Annotated in this window: 14 protein-coding genes; 11 read left to right on the plus strand and 3 right to left on the minus strand. The window is 73.2% G+C overall.

Going from position 1 to position 17,840, the window contains the following annotated elements; all coding sequences use genetic code 11:
• Positions 1-8 precede the first annotated feature (8 nt).
• The 11 genes from ligA to AB0910_RS07235 all read left to right on the plus strand — a co-directional run bounded on the left by ligA (position 9) and on the right by AB0910_RS07235 (position 15,024).
• Positions 9-2,345, plus strand: a complete 2,337-nt coding sequence (gene ligA, locus AB0910_RS07185; RefSeq protein WP_366743532.1) for an NAD-dependent DNA ligase LigA — start codon at positions 9-11, stop codon at positions 2,343-2,345.
• Between the two features lie 394 nt (positions 2,346-2,739).
• Entirely contained in the window at positions 2,740-4,866 is a 2,127-nt protein-coding gene (locus AB0910_RS07190; protein WP_366743533.1) for an EAL domain-containing protein, read from the plus strand.
• 412 nt (positions 4,867-5,278) lie between these two features.
• Positions 5,279-5,578, plus strand: coding sequence for an Asp-tRNA(Asn)/Glu-tRNA(Gln) amidotransferase subunit GatC (gene gatC / locus AB0910_RS07195; protein WP_345643183.1), 300 nt, complete (start codon positions 5,279-5,281; stop codon positions 5,576-5,578).
• Positions 5,575-7,077, plus strand: a complete 1,503-nt coding sequence (gatA, locus tag AB0910_RS07200) for an Asp-tRNA(Asn)/Glu-tRNA(Gln) amidotransferase subunit GatA (RefSeq protein ID WP_366743534.1) — start codon at positions 5,575-5,577, stop codon at positions 7,075-7,077. The genes gatC and gatA overlap by 4 nt, the downstream gene beginning before the upstream one ends.
• On the plus strand, positions 7,074-7,316 hold the full coding sequence (locus AB0910_RS07205) for a hypothetical protein (RefSeq protein ID WP_345643178.1): 243 nt from the start codon (positions 7,074-7,076) through the stop codon (positions 7,314-7,316). Before gatA ends, AB0910_RS07205 begins: the two co-directional genes overlap by 4 nt.
• A 90-nt stretch (positions 7,317-7,406) precedes the next feature.
• Positions 7,407-8,726 (plus strand): AAA family ATPase, encoded by a 1,320-nt coding sequence (locus AB0910_RS07210; protein ID WP_366743535.1) that lies wholly within the window; start codon positions 7,407-7,409, stop codon positions 8,724-8,726.
• Positions 8,723-9,364: a DUF4276 family protein gene (locus AB0910_RS07215; protein WP_366743536.1), complete on the plus strand. Its 642-nt coding sequence runs from the start codon at positions 8,723-8,725 to the stop codon at positions 9,362-9,364. The genes AB0910_RS07210 and AB0910_RS07215 overlap by 4 nt, the downstream gene beginning before the upstream one ends.
• The gene (gene gatB, locus AB0910_RS07220) at positions 9,361-10,869 is read left to right on the plus strand and encodes an Asp-tRNA(Asn)/Glu-tRNA(Gln) amidotransferase subunit GatB (protein ID WP_366743537.1); all 1,509 of its coding nucleotides are present in this window, start codon (positions 9,361-9,363) and stop codon (positions 10,867-10,869) included. Before AB0910_RS07215 ends, gatB begins: the two co-directional genes overlap by 4 nt.
• Before the next feature lie 203 nt (positions 10,870-11,072).
• Positions 11,073-12,449 carry an SLC13 family permease gene (locus tag AB0910_RS07225; RefSeq protein ID WP_366743693.1) on the plus strand — a complete coding sequence of 459 codons (1,377 nt, stop codon included), beginning with the start codon at positions 11,073-11,075 and terminating at the stop codon, positions 12,447-12,449.
• Between the two features lie 235 nt (positions 12,450-12,684).
• Positions 12,685-14,139: a ricin-type beta-trefoil lectin domain protein gene (locus AB0910_RS07230; RefSeq protein WP_366743538.1), complete on the plus strand. Its 1,455-nt coding sequence runs from the start codon at positions 12,685-12,687 to the stop codon at positions 14,137-14,139.
• Positions 14,140-14,406: 267 nt separating this feature from the next.
• Positions 14,407-15,024: a hypothetical protein gene (locus AB0910_RS07235; RefSeq protein ID WP_366743539.1), complete on the plus strand. Its 618-nt coding sequence runs from the start codon at positions 14,407-14,409 to the stop codon at positions 15,022-15,024.
• A gap of 107 nt (positions 15,025-15,131) precedes the next feature.
• On the opposite strand, the gene AB0910_RS07240 is transcribed toward AB0910_RS07235, so the two are convergent.
• The 3 genes from AB0910_RS07240 to AB0910_RS07250 form a co-directional block, all read right to left on the minus strand.
• Positions 15,132-15,368 (minus strand): DUF6191 domain-containing protein, encoded by a 237-nt coding sequence (locus AB0910_RS07240; protein WP_366743694.1) that lies wholly within the window; start codon positions 15,366-15,368, stop codon positions 15,132-15,134.
• Positions 15,369-15,399: 31 nt separating this feature from the next.
• Positions 15,400-16,590 (minus strand): PQQ-dependent sugar dehydrogenase, encoded by a 1,191-nt coding sequence (locus AB0910_RS07245; RefSeq protein WP_366743695.1) that lies wholly within the window; start codon positions 16,588-16,590, stop codon positions 15,400-15,402.
• Positions 16,591-16,718: 128 nt separating this feature from the next.
• The gene (locus AB0910_RS07250; RefSeq protein WP_366743540.1) at positions 16,719-17,723 is read right to left on the minus strand and encodes an aldo/keto reductase; all 1,005 of its coding nucleotides are present in this window, start codon (positions 17,721-17,723) and stop codon (positions 16,719-16,721) included.
• Positions 17,724-17,840 lie beyond the last annotated feature (117 nt).

The raw sequence follows: 17,840 nt of genomic DNA on the forward strand, positions 1-17,840 counted from the left end.
ACAAGACGGTGGCAGGCGAGAACGCACGGCCGGCGGGGAGCGGACAGGCCGCCTCGGTGCCCGCGGAGGCGCGGGAGCGGCACAAGCGGCTCGCGGAGGAGGTCGACGAGCACCGCTTCCGGTACTACGTGAAGGACCAGCCGGTCATCACGGACCGCGAGTTCGACGAGCTGATGCGCGCCCTGGAGGCGCTGGAGGACGAGTACGGGGAGCTGCGCACGCCGGACTCGCCGACGCAGAAGGTCTCGGGGGCGTACGAGACGGACCTCGCGGAGGTCACCCACCGCGAGCGCATGCTCTCGCTGGACAACGCCTTCGACGACGAGGAGCTGGCGGCCTGGGCCGACCGGGTCGCCAAGGAGGTCGGCACCACCGACTACCACTTCCTGTGCGAACTGAAGGTCGACGGCCTCGCCGTCAACCTGACGTACGAGCAGGGGGTGCTGACCCGCGCCGCCACCCGGGGCACCGGCCGCACCGGCGAGGACATCACGCCCAACATCCGCACGATCGGGGAGATCCCGCGCCGCCTTCAGGGCGGGCGCGTCCCCGCCCTTGTGGAGATCAGGGGCGAGGTCTACTTCCCGATGGAGGCCTTCCAGGAGCTCAACGCGCGGCGCGTGGAGGCCGGCGAGAAGCCGTACGCCAATCCGCGCAACTCGGCGTCCGGCTCGCTGCGCCAGAAGGACCCGAGGGTCACGGCGACCCTCCCGCTGCACATGGTGGTCCACGGCATCGGCGCCCGCGAGGGCCTGGAGATCTCCCGGCTCTCCGAGGCGTACGACCTGCTGCGCGAGTGGGGCCTGCCGACAGGCGAGCACAACCGCGTGGTCGACTCGCTCGACGGCGTGCGGGAGTTCATCGCGTACTACGGCGAGCACCGGCACTCCGTGGCGCACGAGATCGACGGCGTCGTCGTCAAGCTCGACGAGATCCCGCTCCAGGGCAGGCTCGGCTCCACCTCGCGCGCACCGCGCTGGGCGATCGCCTGGAAGTACGCGCCGGAGGAGGTCAACACCACGCTGGTGGACATCCGCGTCGGCGTCGGGCGCACGGGCCGCGTCACGCCGTACGCGGTGGTCGAGCCGGTCACGGTCGCCGGGTCCGAGGTCGAGTTCGCGACCCTGCACAACCAGGACGTGGTGAAGGCCAAGGGCGTCCTCATCGGCGACACGGTCGTGCTGCGCAAGGCGGGCGATGTGATCCCGGAGATCCTCGGTCCCGTCGCGGACCTGCGGCCCGCGGACGCGCGGGAGTTCGTGATGCCGGCCGAGTGCCCCGAGTGCGGCACGCCGCTCAAGCCGATGAAGGAGGGCGACGTCGACCTGCGCTGCCCCAACGCCCGCGCGTGCCCTGCGCAGTTGCGGGAGCGGCTGTTCTACCTCGCGGGCCGCAAGTGCCTCGACATCGAGAACTTCGGCTATGTGGCGGCCGCGGCGCTCACCAGGCCGCTGGAGCCCGCCGAGCCGCCGCTGCGCGACGAGGGCGACCTGTTCGACCTGACGATGGACCAGCTGCTCCCGATCCGGGCGTACGTGCTCGACCAGGACAGCGGGCTGCCGAAGCGCGACCCGGAGAGCGGCGAGGAGAAGATCGCCACGGTCTTCGCCAACCAGGAGGGCGGGCCCCGCAAGAATGCGGTGGCCATGCTGGAGCACATCGCCGAGGCCAAGCAGCGCCCGCTCGCGCGGATCATCGCGGGCCTTTCGATCCGCCATGTCGGGCCCGTCGCAGCTGAGGCGCTGGCGCGCGAGTTCCGGTCCGTCGAGCGGATCGAGCAGGCGAGCGAGGAGGAGCTGGCGGCCGTCGAGGGCGTCGGGCCGACGATCGCCGCGTCGCTCAAGGACTGGTTCGCGGAGGACTGGCACCGCGAGATCCTGCGCAAATGGCGCGACGCGGGCGTCCGCATGGAGGAGGAGTCCTCCGGCGAGGACGAGGGCCCGAGGCCGCTCGACGGGCTCACGGTCGTCGTCACGGGCACCCTGGAGAACTTCACCCGCGACGCGGCGAAGGAGGCACTCCAGGCGCGCGGCGCCAAGGTCACGGGCTCCGTCTCGAAGAAGACGGCCTTCGTCGTCGTCGGCGAGAACCCCGGCTCCAAGTACGACAAGGCCGTCCAGGCGAAGGTCCCCGTCCTGGACGAGGCGGGGCTGACGGTCCTCCTGGAACAGGGCCAGGACGCGGCCCGCGAGGCCGCGCTCGCCACCGGGGAGCCCGCGGGCGATCCTGCGGGCGCCGACGCGACCGACGCGACCGCCTCAGCCGACGCGGCCGACGCGGCGTCCGCTGAGGCGGCGTCCGAGGAGGACGGCGCGTCCGTTGCGGCGGGCGACAAGGAGCAGTAAGGAGCAGGAGCGGGACCGCCGCAGGCCCGGCCCGCCCCGGGGCGCCTCGCGGGCGCGGGCCGGTGGGCCGGGGGCCGCGTCCGCCGGCCGGGCGCGGATCCCCGAGGGGGTGGGGCGCGCGGCACGCGGAGTGCGCCCCTGGGCCACCGGGAGTTCACCGGAGCCCCGGGCGACTGCGGGGCAAAGCTCACCCGTTCGGCGCATACCCGCGTGATACGGACTGGGGGGTCGCATTCGGGCAACAGCCTCCGAGCGCTGCCCGTTGGGGCGTTCGGCGGCCTACTGTTGGGGGGTGCGCCTGTCGTGCACGGCTGCGTGGAGTGAGACCAGTCGTGATGGCATGACAACGTGCCATCGCGTGGCATCGGCTCAGCCGGCTGTGAGAGGGACGGGAATGAAACCGACCGAGAGCGCCGCCCTCGCCCCACCCCCGCGCGGATTCGCGGGGGTTGCGGGCGTCGTCGGCATGGTGGCGAGACTGCCGGGACTTGTGGTGGCCGCCGCGGCCGTCGTGCTGCTTGCGGGCGTCCTCGCCGCCCTGCGGGACGGGCACGCCCTCTTCCCCGGCGGCGCGGCCGGCTGGTCGCTCGCCGCCCTCACCGGTGTCATCGTCGGGCACCTCGTCGCGCTCGGCAGGGACCGCTGGTTCGGCGGCACGGGCTCGGGCGCCGCGCTCACCCTCGCCGCCCTGCTGCTGTACGGCTGGGTGCCCGCGGGACTCGTCAGCCTGGCCGTGGTGGTCGTCGTCGGCGTCGCCCGCAGACACCGCTGGCGCGACAGCGTCCTGCACGGCGCCTCCGACGTCCTCGGCATCGGCGCGGCCGCCCTCGTCCTGGCCGCCTTCGGGAACGTCCCCTCCGTCGCACACCCCTGGCGGCCCCTGGAGTGGGGGCTCGCCGGCGTCCCGTCCATCGTCCTGGCGGCCGTGGTCCACCTCGCGGTCGCCCGTCTGCTGCTGTGGGCCGTGTTCTCGCCGCACGGCGGCGCGCTGCCGTCGCTGGACCGCACGGCCCTCGTCCGCCAGGGCCTCGTCGCCGTCGCGCTGCTCGGCATCGCGCCGCTGATCTGCGTGGTCGCGGCGACCCTGCCCGTCCTGCTGCCGCTGTTCGCCATCCCGCTGATCGCCCTCGACTCCACCCTGTGGATCGCCAGGGCCCGCGCGGAGGAGCAGTTGCAGGACCCGCTCACGGGACTGCCGAACCGTCAGTGGCTGCTCGACCGGGCGTGGACCGCGCTCGAACACGCCGGTTCGCTCAACGCGCGCTCGGCGCTGCTCCTCATCGACCTCGACCGCTTCCGCTCCGTCAACGACACCCTCGGGCACCTGGCGGGGGACCGCCTGCTGCTCCAGATAGCCGACAGGCTCCGGGTGGCGCTGCCGCGCGGGGCCGAGGCGGCGCGCCTCGGCGGCGACGAGTTCGCCGTGCTGCTGCCGACGTGCGACTCCACGACGAGCGCGCAGCGCGTCGCCCGCCACCTCGTGGCCGAACTCTCCTCGCCGCTCAACCTCGACGGCCTGACGCTCGTGCTGGAGGCCAGCGCGGGCGTCGCGGTCTTCCCCGAGCACGCGCTCGACGCCGAGGGGCTGCTGCGCCGCGCCGACGTGGCGATGTACCAGGCGAAGCGGGACCGCACCGGCGTCGAGGTCTACGAGTCGAAGCGCGACTCCAACACCCCCGACAGGCTCGGCCTCCTCGGGGATCTGCGGCGCGCGCTGGACGCGGGCGACGTCGAGCTGCACTACCAGCCCAAGGTCCGCTTCGACGGCCATGTCGCGGGTCTCGAGGCCCTGGTGCGCTGGACGCACCCGGAGCGCGGGAAGGTCCCGCCCGACGAGTTCATCGCCATCGCCGAGTCCTCGGGACTCATGCCCCACCTCACCGAGTACGTGCTGGAGACGGCGCTCGCCCAGGTCGCCAGGTGGCGGGCGCAGGGCCTGATGGTCCCCGTCGCCGTCAACGTCTCGCCGCGCGACGTGCACACCCCCGGGTTCGCCGGCGCGGTCGCCGCGCGGCTGGCCCGGCACGGTGTCCCGCCGGGCGCGCTCCAGCTGGAGATCACCGAGCACGTGCTGCTCGAAGACCCGCAGCGGGCCGCCGACACCCTGGCGGGCCTGACGGGACACGGCGTGAAGATGTCCCTGGACGACTTCGGCACGGGCTACTCCTCGCTGGTGCACCTGCGGCGCCTCCCGGTCAGCGAGCTGAAGATCGACCGCTCGTTCGTGGCGAAGCTCGCCGTGGACGCGGAGGACGGCGAGATCGTCCGCTGCACGGTCGACCTCGCGCACTCGCTCGGCCTGGTGGTCGTCGCCGAGGGCGTCGAGGACGACGAGACCTGGGAGCACCTGCGGGACCTCGGCTGCGACGCCGTCCAGGGCTGGCTGGTCGCCGCTGCGATGCCGCCGCACGAGACGACGGCGTGGCTGCTGGCGCGCGGCGAGGGCAGCGCGCACCACCCCACAGAAGCGGAACTGGCCGCTCCCGCGCACGCGGACGAGCCTGGTCACGCCGTGAAGTAACCGTTTTGCAGCGGAGCGTCGCGCGCGGGCGGGGCGCGGCGAGCGCGCCCGCCGTCCGTACCGGGGCCGCGACGGGGGGCGCACGCCCGCGCACGCCGGACGCCCGGACCCCGCCGCACCGCCGGCCGGCGCGGACCCCCGCGCCCGGCGCGGAGCGCGCCCGCGCCCGCCACCGCGCGCCCCGCGCCCGCGCCCCGCGGCGTACGCCCCGCACGCCCGCGCGGACCGCAGGGGGAGCCTCGTAGACGCCGCTCGGGAGCCCCGTACGCACCGTCAGGACGGCCCCGCGTCCTGACCCGGGGCCGCGAAGGGGAGAACGGCTTCGCGGGCACGGCGGCCCGCGCCATAGGATTGGCCGGGTCTGCACACGCACCACCCAAGCAAACCCACCACTCACCCTGAGGACCGTTGCATGCCTGGCATCACGCGCGAGGAGGTCGCCCACCTCGCCCGGCTGGCGCGCCTGGAGCTGAAGGGCGAAGAACTCGATCACTTCGCCGGACAGCTCGACGACATCATCGGCGCGGTCGCCCGCGTCTCGGAGGTCGCGAACCAGGACGTACCGCCGACGTCGCACCCGCTGCCGCTGACGAACGTCATGCGGGCGGACGAGGTCCGCCCCTCGCTCACGCCCGAGCAGGCGCTGTCCGGCGCCCCGGCCCAGGAGCAGCAGCGTTTCAAGGTGCCGCAGATCCTCGGGGAGGAATCATGACCGACGCCACCGCGATCACCCGGCTGACCGCCGCCGAGACCGCCGCGAGGATCGCCTCGGGCGAGCTGACCGCCGTCGAGGTCACCGAGGCCCACCTCGCTCGCATCGAGGCCGTCGACGAGAAGGTCCACGCCTTCCTGCACGTCGACCGCGAGGGCGCGCTCGCGCAGGCCCGCGCCGTCGACGCCAAGCGCGCCGCGGGCGAGCCGCTCGGCCCGCTCGCCGGCGTGCCCCTCGCGCTCAAGGACATCTTCACCACCGAGGGCGTGCCCACCACGGTCGGCTCGAAGATCCTCGAGGGCTGGCTCCCGCCGTACGACGCGACGGTCACCAAGCGCCTGAAGGCCGCCGACATCGTCATCCTCGGCAAGACCAACATGGACGAGTTCGCCATGGGGTCGTCCACCGAGAACAGCGCCTACGGCCCGACCGGCAACCCCTGGGACCTGACCCGCATCCCCGGCGGCTCGGGCGGCGGCTCCTCCGCGGCGCTCGCCTCCTTCCAGGCGCCGCTCGCCATCGGCACCGACACCGGCGGCTCGATCCGCCAGCCCGCCGCCGTCACCGGCACGGTCGGCGTGAAGCCGACCTACGGCGGGGTCTCCCGCTACGGCATGGTCGCCTTCTCCTCCTCCCTCGACCAGGGCGGCCCCTGCGCCCGTACGGTCCTCGACGCCGCCCTGCTGCACGAGGTCATGGCGGGCCACGACCCGCTCGACTCGACGTCGGTCGACGCGCCGGTCCCGCCGGTCGTGGAGGCCGCGCGCAACGGCTCGGTCGCCGGGATGCGCGTCGGCGTCGTCAAGCAGTTCCGCGGCGAGGGCTACCAGGCGGGCGTGCTCCAGCGCTTCGACGAGGCCGTCGAGGTGCTGCGGGGCCTCGGCGCCGAGGTCGTCGAGGTCGACTGCCCCTCCTTCGACCTGGCGCTCTCCGCGTACTACCTGATCGCGCCCTCCGAGTGCTCGTCGAACCTGGCGCGCTTCGACGCCATGCGCTACGGCCTGCGCGTCGGGGACGACGGCACGCACTCCGCGGAGGACGTCACGGCGCTCAGCCGCGAGGCCGGCTTCGGCGACGAGGTCAAGCGCCGCATCATGCTCGGCACGTACGCGCTCAGCTCCGGCTACTACGACGCGTACTACGGCTCGGCGCAGAAGGTCCGCACGCTGATCACCCGCGACTTCGAGCGGGTCTTCGGCGAGGTCGACGTGCTGGTCTCGCCCACCACGCCGACCACGGCCTTCCCGATCGGGGAGCGCGCCGACGACCCCATGGCGATGTACCTGGCCGACCTGTGCACCATCCCCGCCAACCTGGCGGGCAACGCGGCGATGTCCCTGCCGTGCGGCCTCGCCCCCGAGGACGGCCTGCCCGTCGGCCTCCAGATCATCGCCCCGGCGCTGAAGGACGACCGGCTGTACCAGGTCGGTGCCGCTGTCGAAGCCGCCTTCGTGGAAAAGTGGGGTCATCAGCTGATCGAGGAGGCACCGTCGCTATGAGCAACGCAATCAGCAAGGCCAAGGGCTTCAAGAAGTCCAAGCAGGGGACGTACCTGTCGATGGCCACGACCGCGTTCGGCGCGGTCAGCGTGGCCAAGCAGATCAAGCGCGCCCGTGCCGAGAACGACACGCTCCGCCTGGTGGACGCCGCGGTCACCGCGGTGACCATCGTCACCGGCCTCGCGATCCTGTACCGCGAGCTGAAGCGCCTGGGCGACGACGACGTCCTGTTCGGCTGACTCCGGCTCGACTGGAGCACTCGCCGCCCCGGCCCGGAGTACCTTTCCGGGCCGGGGCGTCCTTCCCCCTGGTTCTTCAAGGAGTGACACGTGATCACCCGTATTGAGATCGACGGCTTCAAGTCGTTCGTCCAGTTCGGCCTCGACGTGCGCCCTTGCACGGTGCTGATGGGGACGAACGGAGCCGGGAAGTCGAACCTCCTGGACGCGCTGGATCTTGTCCGACGGGTCCTCGACGGGGGCCTCCAGAGGGCGCTGGGCGGCGACAACCCCCGCCTCGCGGTCCGGGGCCTTTTCCACCGGGGCGAGACGCCTGAGGGGCCGCGCACGGCACGGGAGTTCACGATCAAGGTCGGCATGATCGTGCCCAGCGACTACGGTCCGCTTCCCGTCGTGGCCCGCGTCGTCGTACGTGGTGGGGAGGGCACCCACGTCCGGCTGAACCAGGAGCGCAGCGCGCTGTGGGTGAGCAGCCTCGGACACCGGGAGTGGATGGAGCGCCTCGGGCTTCCCGCAGATCTGCGCCGGGCACTCGCCTCGGCCAGGGATCAGGCCGTGGGAGAGGGACAGGGCTGGTACCCCCTCGGGGGTGAGCCGGACTCCTTCGGCTCCACCGGGGAGGCCGACGACTCGACCGGCACAGTGGCGTCCGTCGGACGGAGCGGCAGACTGCGTGCGCTGCTCATGCGCGAAACGCGTACCTGGGAGCGGTTCGCCCTCGAAGCATCGGCGATGCGCGCCCCGTACGGCGGTACCCCGTATCTACCGCTTCGCCCCGACGGGGCGAATCTGGCCACAGTCCTGCACCGCCTCGGGGAAAACGGACTGCGCGACATGGAAGCCGATCTCGCCGCGCTCATTCCCGAGGCGTCCGGTGTCAGAACGCTCTACGACGAGCGACGGGGCGAGTACGACTTCGATGTCCGTTTCCGGCACACGGGGTGGACCGCGCCTCCGATGCTGTCCGACGGAACGCTCCGTGTCCTCGCGCTGCTTGCCGCCTGGTACGACGACTCACGCAAGGGTCTGCTCGCGGTGGACGAGGTGGAGAACGGCCTCCACCCGACCCGTATCGCCGAGCTCGTGCGACGACTGCGCCGCGATGTGGACGACTTCCCCGTCATGGCGGCGAACGGCGTGCAGACAGTGCGGTCGGACCTCGGCGGTTTCCGACAGCTCCTCGTCAGTACACATTCCCCCGTGCTGCTGTCCGCGCTGCGTGACGAGGCGCCGGGGACGCTGGTGTTTCTGGAACAGGGCACCCTGGTCGATCCGGAGACGCGCATCGTCTCGACGGTGACGCGGGCGCGCCCCGTGCGGGAGAGGTCAGCGGAAGAGGAACCGGGCGACACCGTTCCGCCTGGACAGGTCCAGAACCTGCTGGAGTCGCTGGGGCAGGTGGTCGCATGACCGGCAGGTACCGGCCGCTCATCCCGGCCCTCATCGTCGAGGGCCCGAGCGATGAGCCGTTCCTCCGCCAGTTGATCCAACGGCAGCTGGAAGAGACGGTTGCGGACCGTGCGCTGCGTGCCACGTTCGTGACTCCCTGCGAGATCTCCCCTGTGCGCAGCACGGCGCAGTTCCCGGTCCTCCTAGCCGAGGCGCGCAGACTCGCTGACCGCTGCGATCTCCTCTTCGTGCACAGGGACCACAAGGAGGGGGCCGAGGCGGACAGGCTTGTCGACGAGCTCTCCGGACTGCCTGCCTCCGCCGCGATGGCGGTCGTGCTCGTACCCAGACTCATGACGGAGTCGTGGGTGCTTGCGGACCGTGAGGCACTCAGACGCGTTCAGCCCACCGCGGACCTGGACGCCTACCCGTACTCTCAACCTGCGGACGTGGAGAGCGCCAACCCCTCACCGGCCCATCCCGGTCACCCGAAGAAGGTACTCGAAGCAGTTCTCAGCAGGGCTCGCAGGCGAGAGCCCGCCGATTACTTCGAGCGCTTGGCCGACGCGGTGGATCTCGCGGTACTCGCCAAACTGCCGTCCTACCAGCGTTGGCTGGCCGACACCGATGAAGCACTGAAGAGGAAGAAGTACCTGTGACCGTCATTGACCTGCTGTCGTACGAGGACGCCCTGGCCTCGTACGACCCCGTCATGGGCCTTGAGGTCCATGTCGAGCTCGGCACCAGGACCAAGATGTTCTGCGGCTGCTCCACCGAGCTCGGCGCGCCCGCGAACGCGCAGACGTGCCCGACGTGCCTCGGCCTGCCGGGGGCGCTGCCCGTCGTCAACGCGGTGGGCGTGGAGTCCGCGATCCGTATCGGCCTCGCGCTGAACTGCGAGATCGCCGAGTGGTGCCGCTTCGCCCGGAAGAACTACTTCTATCCGGACATGCCGAAGAACTTCCAGACCTCCCAGTACGACGAGCCGATCGCCTTCAACGGCTATCTCGACGTGCAGCTGGAGGACGGGGAGACCTTCCGGGTGGAGATCGAGCGGGCCCACATGGAGGAGGACACCGGCAAGTCGACGCACATCGGCGGCGCGACCGGCCGCATCCACGGCGCCTCGCACTCCCTGCTCGACTACAACCGGGCCGGCATCCCGCTCATCGAGATCGTCACCAAGCCGATCGAGGGCGCGGGGGAGCGGGCCCCCGAGGTCGCGCGCGCCTATGTCGCCGAGCTGCGCGAGCTGATCAAGGCGCTGGGCGTCTCCGACGCCCGCATGGAGATGGGGCAGATGCGCTGCGACGTGAACCTGTCGCTGCGCCCCCACGGCACCGAGACGTTCGGCACGCGCTCCGAGACGAAGAACGTCAACTCGCTGCGCAGCGTCGAGCGCGCCGCACGGTTCGAGATCCAGCGGCACGCCGCCGTGCTCTCGTCCGGCGGCACGATCCTCCAGGAGACCCGCCACTTCCACGAGGAGGACGGCTCCACCACCTCGGGGCGGGTGAAGGAGGAGGCCGAGGACTACCGGTACTTCCCCGAGCCCGACCTGGTGCCGGTCGCCCCGTCCCGCGAGTGGGTCGAGGAGATCAGGGCCTCGCTTCCCGAGCTGCCCCGGGTGCGGCGCAACAGGCTCCGCGAGGAGTGGGGGGTGTCCGAGCACGACATGCAGTCCATCCTCAACGCGGGCGCCATCGACCCGATCGTCGCGACGATCGACGCGGGCGCCCCCGCGGACCAGGCGCGCAAGTGGTGGATGGGCGAGCTGGCGCGCAACGCCAACGAGACCGGCCGCGCGCTCGACGAGCTGCCGATCACGCCGCGGCAGGTCGCGCGGGTCACCGCGCTCGTCGCCGCGGGCGACCTCAACGACAAGCTGGCCCGCCAGGTCATCGAGGGCGTGCTGGCGGGCGAGGGCGACCCGGACACGGTGGTCGAGAAGCGCGGCCTCAAGGTCGTCTCCGACGACGGCGCGCTCGGCGCCGCCGTGGACGAGGCCATCGCGGGCAACGCGGGCGTCGTCGAGAAGATCAAGGGCGGCAAGACGGCCGCGGTCGGCGCGCTCGTCGGCGCCGTCATGAAGGCCACGCGCGGCCAGGCCGACGCGGCCCGCGCCCGTGAGCTGATCCTGGAGAGGCTCGGCGTCGAGGGCTGATCGCCGGCGGCACGGAGGGCGGCGCACCCCGGGGCGCGCCGCCCTCCGCGCCGCTCGGCCCCGCGTGGGCGCCCCCTCCCGCGCAGGTGCCTCCGGCGCGCGCCGGGCCGGCGCCCGGGCGGCGAGCCCGGGCGCCGTGCGGGGCGTCCGCGCGCGTACCGTGCCGTAGCGTCCCCTTTGTCGCGCTCTCCCTGGAGCTTCCGCTGAACACCGTCACCGCCGAGGTCGTCTCCGCAGCGCTGCTGCTCGGGGTGCTGGCGTTCGCCGTGGCCGGGCCGCGGAAGCTGCCCGAGGCGGTGGCCGCGGTGCCCGCCGCGGGGCTGGTGATCGGGCTCGGCGCGGTGTCGCCGGGGGAGGCGTGGCAGCAGACCCGCGAGCTGCTGCCGGTGGTCGCGTTCCTCGCTGCCGTGCTCGTCCTCGCGGAACTGTGCGCTGCTGACGGCCTGTTCGAGGCGGCCGGCGATCTGGTGGCGCGGTTGTGCGGGGGCCGCCCGGGGCGGCTGCTCGCCGGGGTGTTCGCCGTGGCCGCGCTGACGACGGCGGTGCTCAGCCTGGACGCCACGGTCGTCCTGCTGACGCCCGTCGTGTTCGCCACGACCGCGCGGGTGGGGGCGCGGGCGCGGCCGCATGTGTACGCCTCCGCGCACCTGGCGAACACCGCGTCGCTGCTGCTGCCCGTCTCCAATCTGACCAACCTGCTCGCGCTCTCCGCGAGCGGCCTCTCCTTCCTCCGCTTCGCGACCCTGATGGCCCTGCCCTGGCTGGTCGCGGTCGCCGTCGAGTACGGGGTCTTCCGCCGCTGGTTCGCCGCCGACCTGGCGGCGGGCGGCCATCCGCCGCGCGGCGCCGGGCGCCGCCCGCTGCCCGTCTTCACGACGGTCGTGCTCTGCCTGACGCTCGCCGGATTCGCCGCCACCTCGCTGCTCGGGACCGAGCCGGTGTGGGCGGCCCTCGGCGGCGCCGCCGTCCTCGCCGCACGGGCGCTCCTGCGCGGCCGCCGTACGGCACCAAGAGCCCCGCAGGCCCGTGCCCGTACGCCCGCCCCCGCGGCAGAGACCGGGCCACGGATACCGGGGCCCGGGCCCTCAGGCCCGGAGGCGGCGGCGCCCGGGGCGGGCGTGACGCTGCTCGGGCTCGTGCGCTCGGCGTCGCCGCTGTTCTGCCTCTTCGTCCTCGCGCTCGGCGTCGTCGTGAAGGCGGTGGTCGACAACGGCCTCGGCGACGGGATCGGGGCGGTCCTGCCCGGCGGCTCGTCGCTCGGGGCGCTGCTCGCGGTCGCCGTCGCCGCCGCGGTCCTCGCCAACGTGATCAACAACCTGCCCGCGATCCTCGCGCTGCTGCCCGTCGTCGGCCCCGCGGGTCCTGGCCCCGTGCTCGCCGCGCTGATCGGGGTCAACCTCGGCCCCAACCTGACCTATGTGGGCTCGCTCGCGACTTTGCTGTGGCGGCGGATCCTGCACGAGCACGGTACGGAGCCGACGCTCGGCCACTTCACCCGCCTCGGCCTCGTCACCGTGCCCGCCACGCTGGTGACCGCGACCGTCGCGCTCTGGGGCGCGCTCGCCGTCATCGGGAAGTGACGGCGCGTCACCCGGGGACGGGGTTTTTCCTTCGCCTTCTGAATCCGGGGGATTGACCACGGTCAAGGTCTAGTCCTTTACTGCTCTCAGCAACAGCGCGTTCATGTGGTCGAGCACCGTTCCGCCACATGACTGCCTGCCTCCCCTTGCTCCGACTGTTCTGGCTGCTTCATCTGGTTCGTCTGGTTCGACTGCTCCGCACTCGCCTGTGTCCGCCCCCACGCACGCTTGATGCGTGCATGACAGGAGTGTCACCGTGCTGCGTACCCTCAAGAGATCCCTGGCCGTGGGCCCCGCCGTGCTCGCCATGGCAGGCACCGCCGTGATGGTGTCGGGCGCTGCGGCGAACGCCGCCGCCAACCCGGGCCCCGGCTTCCCCGCGCACTTCTCCGCCCCGTACGTCGAGACCTGGAACTCGCCCTCGGCGATGACCAACGCCCTCAACTCCAGCGGGACCAAGTATTTCACGCTCGCCTTCGTCATCGACGCGGGCGGCTGCAACGCCAAGTTCAACGGCTCGACCGACGTCACGGACGGATCCTGGACCTCGGCCGTCAACGCGGTGCGCGCCGCGGGCGGCGACGTGATGGTCTCCTTCGGCGGCGCCTCGGGCACCGAGGAGGCCGTCGCCTGCTCCTCGGTCTCCGCCGTCAAGGCCCAGTACAAGAAGGTCATCGACGCGCTCAACCTGACCCGCGTCGACTTCGACATCGAGTCGGGCCAGGAGTCGAACACCGCGGCCAACACCCGCCGCGACCAGGCCCTCGCGCAGCTCCAGCAGGAGTACGCGGCGGCGGGCAAGAACCTCCAGGTGCAGTACACCCTCGGCACGGACACCTCGGGCCTGCCGGGCGCGCAGCTCAACCTGCTCCGCGACGCCAAGGCGCAGGGCGTCAACGTCTCGCTCGTCAACCCGATGACGATGGACTACGGGCGCCCCGTCTCCGACATGGGCCAGGCGGCCATCGACGCGGCCAACGCGCTGCACGGCCAGCTCGGTTCGATCTGGACCGACAAGTCCGCCGCCCAGCTGTGGGCCATGGAGGGCAACACCCCGATGCTGGGCGCCAACGACACCCCGTCAGAGACGTTCACCACCGCCAACGCCACCGCGGTGCTCAACTTCGCCAAGGCCAACGGCATCCAGGAGCTCTCCTTCTGGGCGCTCGGCCGCGACCGGCAGTGCGGCGGCAGCACCAACGACCCGTCGAACAACTGCAGCGGCACGTCCCAGAGCACCTACCAGTTCAGCACCATCTTCAACGGCATCAACGGCGGCGGCACCACCACCCCGCCCCCCGGCGGCGGCGCGGGCCAGATCACCGGCATCGGCGGCAAGTGCGTGGACGTCAACGCGGCCAGCAGCGCCAACGGCACCGCGGTGCAGCTCTACGACTGCAACGGCTCAGGCGCCCAGTCGTGGACGGTCGGTTCCGACGGCACCCTGCGCGCCCTCGGCAAGTGCATGGACGTGGCAGCCGCCGGCACCGCCGACGGCACCAAGGTCCAGCTCTACGACTGCAACGGCACCGCGGCCCAGAAGTGGTCCAAGGGCAGCGGCAGCACCCTGGTCAACCAGGGCTCGGGCAAGTGCCTGGACGCCACGGACAACAGCTCCGCCAACCTGACCAGGCTCCAGATCTGGCAGTGCTTCGGCGGCTCGAACCAGCAGTGGCACCTGCCGGCCTGACGCCTGCCGCGCCGCGGTGACCGCACCCGCGGGGCGCGGACCGCGCGACCGGGCCCGCGGGCCCCGGGGGACGCCGATCCCCCGGGGCCCGCGGGCCCTTTCCGTGCGCCGTCACACACGCGTGGCCGTCGGTGCCGAGCGGCAGGTGCAGCGGTGGCTCCGCCGCCCCCGCGCCGAGCCGGAGCGCCGGGCCGGGAGCCGCCACGCGGCGGGATCACACCGACGGGATTAAGAAAGCTCTCAGGAGGCGCCCCTAGCGTGCGCCGTATGAACCCCACCCCCAGCACCACGACGACAGAACCGGAAGCCGCCACCGGGAACGAGCACGACGAGAAGGAGCGCACGGCGGCAGCGGAGGCCACGGCGACGGAGAGCGGCACCGCAGACGGGGCCGAAGGCGGCGCGGTCGCGGACGACGCGTCCCCCGACGAGGGCGCCGACGACGCCGTACCGCCCCGCACCTCGCGCGGGGTCGGCGCTGCAACCACCGCTGTGGTCGCTGCGGCGCTCGGCGTCGTCTCCCTCACCGGGACCTGGACCGGCCGCGTCGGGGCGGAGCGCGAGACGCTCGTCGGCCAGCTGCACACCAGCCAGTCCGCTTCCGCGAGCCGGCAGATCGCCGAGCTGTACGGCGACGGCTGGCACACCACCGCCGCGATCAACGGCGCGGTCGCGCTGGTCGCCGCGATCCTCGCGGTGATCGCACTCGTCGCCCTGCGGCCCGCGGCCGCGGCCGCGAGCGCCTCCTGGGCGAAGCCCGTCGCGATCGCGGCACTCGTGCTCGGCGCTGTCGGAGTGGTGGTCTCGCTCGGCATGTACGTCGACCTGTTCGCCTCGCTGCCCAGCGCGCCCGCCACCCCCACGGCCCCCGCCCCCGCCTCCTGAGCCCGGGGCGAGGCCGTGCCCCAGGCGCCCCGCGGCCACCCGCCTCAGGCGGGGGCCTCCGGGGCGCCGGGCGGTTCGCCAGGAGGAGCGCCCCGGCGGCCCCGGGCCTACGCCAGGGGCCCGGCGGACGCGCCGGGCTCGGGGGACGGCGCCTCGGCGGGGCGGGCGTCCTGCGCCTCCGGCGCCCGATCCGCATCCGGGCGGCGGATCGTGACCTTCCCCGAGGCCAGGTCTATCGGGCCGCGCCCGGGGTCGGAGCCGTCCACGTCGACCCGGCTCAGTTCGAGCCGCTTCTGCTCCTCCGCCGTGTGCTTCCTGCCCGGCGCGAAGAGATCCTCGATCATGTTGAACACGGCCCGCCTCCTGCTCCTGAGCTCAGCGCACCTGGAGCAGGAGGATCCTGTCGTCGCCCCGCTCGGGCGTGCCGCGCGTGTCGGTGTTGCTCGTGACCAGCCACAGCTTGTCGTCCCCGGCCGAGAGCACCGTACGCAGGCGGCCGTACTTCCCCTTCAGGAACGCCTGGACAGGACCCGCGGATTCCCCGCCGTCGAGCGGGATGCGCCACAGCCGCTCGCCGCGCAGCGACGCCATCCAGACGGAGCCCGCCGCGTACGCGATACCGCTGGGGGACGCGTCGTCGGTGTGCCACTGCTCCAGCGGGTCGGTGAACCCGGCACGGTGGCCCTTGCCCTCGACCGCGGGCCAGCCGTAGTCGCGGCCCGGCCTGATCAGGTTGAGCTCGTCCCAGGTGTCCTGCCCGAACTCCGAGGCCCACAGCCGCCCCGCCGGGTCCCATGCGAGGCCCTGCACATTGCGGTGGCCGAGGTCGTGGACGACGGAGCCCTTGTACGGGTTGCCGGGCGCGGGCGCCCCGTCCGGCGTCATCCGCAGGATCTTGCCGCCGAGCGACCCCTTGTCCTGCGACTTCCCGGTGTCGCCCGACTCGCCGGTGCCCGCGTACAGCATTCCGTCGGGCCCGAAGGCGATCCGCCCGCCGTTGTGCACGAACCCCTTCGGGATGCCCGTCAGCACGGTGTGCGCAGCCCCGAGCTGCCGCCCCGCGGGCTTCGAAGAGTCGTACGCCATGCGCACGATCCGGTTGTCCGAGCGGGTGGTCAGGTACGCGTAGACGAGGTGGTCGGAGGAGAACGACGGCGGCAGCGCGATCCCGAGCAGCCCGCCCTCGCCCGCGGGCGACACCCCGGGGACCCGGCCGAGCTCCGTCTTCCGGCCGCTGCGCGCGTCCACCCTGGTGATCACCGCCTCGTCGCGGGACGACACCAGCAGGCCACCGCCGCCGGGCAGCGCGGCCAGGCCCCACGGCGACTTGAGGTTCTCGGCGAGCGTGCGGACCACCCGTACGGAACCCCGCTCGGCCGGCACAGCGGGCGAGGCGGAACCCGGCGACGCGGAGCCCGGCGACGCCGGGGGCGCGGACGCGGCGGCCGACGGCGAGGACGCGCCTGCACCGGAGTCCGCCGCCGACCCGGTGCACCCCGCGGCCAGGAGGAGCGCGGCGGCTGCCGCCGCCGACTGCACTGCGGTACGTCGCACGGCTCGGCCCATCCCTTCGACGGCGTACGGCGGCGACCCGAGGTGTCGCACACCCTCCACCACTGTCGCCCACGACCCCGCCCCCGCGCACCCGGCGCGCACCGGATTCCGGCCGCGCCCCCTCACCACGCCCGCCCCGGTCAGTCCCAGGACGACCTGGCCGGCGGCAGCGCCGCGATGTCCGCCAGGTCACGCGGCGTGAGGCGCAGCCGCGCCGCCGCCGCGTTCTCCACCGCCCAGTCCGGGCGCTTCGTGCCCGGCACGGCCACCACCTGCCTGCCGCGCCCGAGCACCCAGGCGAGCGCCGCCTGCGCCGGGGTCGCCCCGTGTCGCTCGGCGACCCGCCGCAGCCCCGCGACCAACGGCTGGTTCGCCGCCATCATCTCGGCGGTGAAACGCGGGTGCCGCGCCCGTACGTCGTCCTCCTCGAAGCCCTGCCCCGGCGTGAGCGTCCCCGTCAGAAAGCCCCGGCCGAGCGGCATCGCCGCCAGAAACCCCACACCGCGCTCCGCGCACCACGGCAGCAGCAGTTCGAGCGCCTCGGGCGCCCACACCGAGAGCTCCGCCTGCACCGCGGAGACCGGGAACACCTGCTGCATCCGCGCCAGCTGCCGCACCGCCGCCGCGTACGGCGCCTCCCGCACGCGCCCGGCGCGCCCCGGACCGTCGCGCAGCCCCACAGCGCACATCCCGAGCGCCCGCACCTTGCCCGCCGTGACCAGCTCGGCCAGCGCGCCCCAGGTCTCCTCGACCGGTATCTCCGGGTCGGCGCGGTGCAGCTGGTACAGGTCGATGACGTCCGTGCGCAGCCGCCGCAGCGACGCGTCGCAGGCCCGTCGCACATACTCGGGACGCCCGTCGGTCACCAGGTGCTGGTCCCCGACGAGCAGCCCGCACTTGGTCGACACGAACGCGTCGGCCCGCCGCGTCGCGAGCACCCGGCCGAGCAGCAGCTCGTTGGTGAACGGCCCGTACATGTCGGCGGTGTCCAGCAGCTCCACGCCCGCGTCGAGCGCCGCGTGCACCGTGCGCTCCGACACCTCGCCCCGCCGCTGCGAGCGGCTGTACGCCCAGCTCATCGGCGCGCAGCCGAGCCCTACCGCGCCCACCCCGAGCACACCGGCGCCGATCCTCCTGCGCTCCACCTGCGAGAACCCCTCTCACCTCCCCGCGCGCGGGAGGCTCCCAGTCGACCCCTACCATGATCACCCCCGGCCCGCGGCGTACACCGGCGGGGGCACAGGGGAGCGGCGCGGGCCCGC

It is taken from the genome of Streptomyces sp. NPDC047002, from assembly GCF_040704505.1.
Lineage (GTDB): Bacteria > Actinomycetota > Actinomycetes > Streptomycetales > Streptomycetaceae > Streptomyces.

What these genes read in the sequence shown, in the direction of transcription:
- gatC (WP_345643183.1), top strand. Translation starts at nt 5,279, where the DNA reads ATGCCTGGCATCACGCGCGAGGAGGTCGCCCACCTCGCCCGGCTGGCG.
- AB0910_RS07235 (WP_366743539.1), top strand. Translation starts at nt 14,407, where the DNA reads ATGAACCCCACCCCCAGCACCACGACGACAGAACCGGAAGCCGCCACC.
- gatA (WP_366743534.1), top strand. Translation starts at nt 5,575, where the DNA reads ATGACCGACGCCACCGCGATCACCCGGCTGACCGCCGCCGAGACCGCC.
- AB0910_RS07240 (WP_366743694.1), bottom strand. Translation starts at nt 15,368, where the DNA reads ATGATCGAGGATCTCTTCGCGCCGGGCAGGAAGCACACGGCGGAGGAG.
- AB0910_RS07205 (WP_345643178.1), top strand. Translation starts at nt 7,074, where the DNA reads ATGAGCAACGCAATCAGCAAGGCCAAGGGCTTCAAGAAGTCCAAGCAG.
- AB0910_RS07190 (WP_366743533.1), top strand. Translation starts at nt 2,740, where the DNA reads ATGAAACCGACCGAGAGCGCCGCCCTCGCCCCACCCCCGCGCGGATTC.
- AB0910_RS07215 (WP_366743536.1), top strand. Translation starts at nt 8,723, where the DNA reads ATGACCGGCAGGTACCGGCCGCTCATCCCGGCCCTCATCGTCGAGGGC.
- AB0910_RS07245 (WP_366743695.1), bottom strand. Translation starts at nt 16,590, where the DNA reads ATGGGCCGAGCCGTGCGACGTACCGCAGTGCAGTCGGCGGCGGCAGCC.